Source organism: Streptomyces sp. NPDC005070, assembly GCF_053600395.1.
On sequence record NZ_JBSFZS010000504.1, the window covers coordinates 1 to 1,461 of the forward strand.

General features: G+C 71.6%; 2 protein-coding genes. One reads left to right on the forward strand and one right to left on the reverse strand.

What is annotated here, in order from left to right; translation table 11 throughout:
• A partial coding sequence (locus tag ACWEBX_RS40630) for an ATP-binding cassette domain-containing protein (RefSeq protein WP_451889711.1) occupies nt 1–560 on the forward strand: 560 nt, incomplete at its 5' end.
• 46 nt (nt 561–606) lie between these two features.
• Here the strand turns inward: ACWEBX_RS40630 and ACWEBX_RS40635 are convergent.
• Nucleotides 607–1,107, reverse strand: a complete 501-nt coding sequence (locus tag ACWEBX_RS40635; protein WP_451889712.1) for a potassium channel family protein — start codon at nt 1,105–1,107, stop codon at nt 607–609.
• Nucleotides 1,108–1,461: the final 354 nt, after the last annotated feature.

Consider the following 1,461-nt stretch of genomic DNA (forward strand, 5'->3'; position numbering starts at 1 on the left):
CGCAACATGAGGACCGCGGACGTACTGGTCGGCGGCTGGGTCCCCGGGAAGGGTCGTCGTACCACCTCGGCGGCCGTGACATCAGCGAGGTCCTCGCGATGTCGGTGGACGAGGCCGTGGAGTTCTTCGGCGCCGGAGAGGCGCACACACCGGCCGCGCAGCGGATCCTTTCCCGGCTCGCCGACGTCGGCCTCGGCTATCTCACCCTCGGCCAGCCGCTCACCACGCTCTCCGGCGGCGAGCGGCAGCGGCTCAAGCTCGCCACGCACATGGCCGACAAGGGCGGTGTGTACGTCCTCGACGAGCCGACCACCGGCCTGCACCTCGCCGACGTGGAGCAGTTGCTCGGACTGCTCGACCGGATCGTCGACTCGGGCAAGTCGGTCATCGTCGTCGAGCACCACCAGGCGGTCATGGCTCACGCCGACTGGATCATCGACCTCGGCCCCGGCGCCGGCCACGACGGCGGCCGGCTCGTGTTCGAGGGCACCCCGGCCGACCTCGTCGCCGCCCGCTCCACCCTGACCGGCGAACACCTGGCGGCGTACGTCGGCGCCTGACCGAGGCCGGGGCTCCGGGTTCCGGGTTCCGGGCCGGTGCGATGGATCACCCGTCGTACGGAGGCCCGGTGCCCCCCGCGCCCGGCTCCGGCGCGTTCTGCTGGAGTCTGCCCCGCTGGACCGCCGACACCAGGAGCCGGGCGGCCACGCCGATCAGCAGGACGTTCACCACCATCTGCCCCGTGACCAGCACGCGGGCCGCCTCGGTGAGCGGAGTGATGTCCCCGAAGCCGACCGTGCTGAAGACCGTCACGGTGAAGTACAGGGAGTCGGTCCGCGAGAGCGTCTCGCTGAAGCTGCCCGCCGCGCTGCGCCCCATCAGGTAGTAGGTCGTCGCGAACAGGAGCATGTAGAGCGGGGCGGTGGTCGCCAGCGCCTCCATGGCCCGCAGCTCGGGCCGCGGGGCCAGGGTGATCTCGCGGATCTGCCAGGCCAGGAGCAGCGCCACCGCCATGATGCCGCCGGCGAGAACGAGGATCGTGGCCAGGTTGAAGGCCTGGTCGAGGGGGAGCAGGTAGTAGGCGGCCACGAGAAGGGCCGAGGTCACCAGTGATCGCAGGCTGGAGCGGACCGCGTCCCGGTGTCTCCTCCACGAAACCCTGCCCACCGCTGTGCCCCGCTGCCTTCTGCCGTGACCGTGCGACCGTGCCGGCTCGTGGAACCAACCTGGTCGGTACCCGTGCCCCCACGCCGTAGACACACCACGTGGTCACCGGGATGGCGGTGTCTCCCTCTGGGACGAACACCCGCGCCGCGTCACCCCGCGCGGGGTGCGGGCGACGCGGCACGGCGTGAGCGGGGCGTGATCCGCTAGATGCCCTTCTCCTCTGCCTGCGCTCCCGGCTGGGCAGCAGGATCCGGGCGTCGATCCGCTCCGGGCGGATCCTTCCGTCGTGGATCT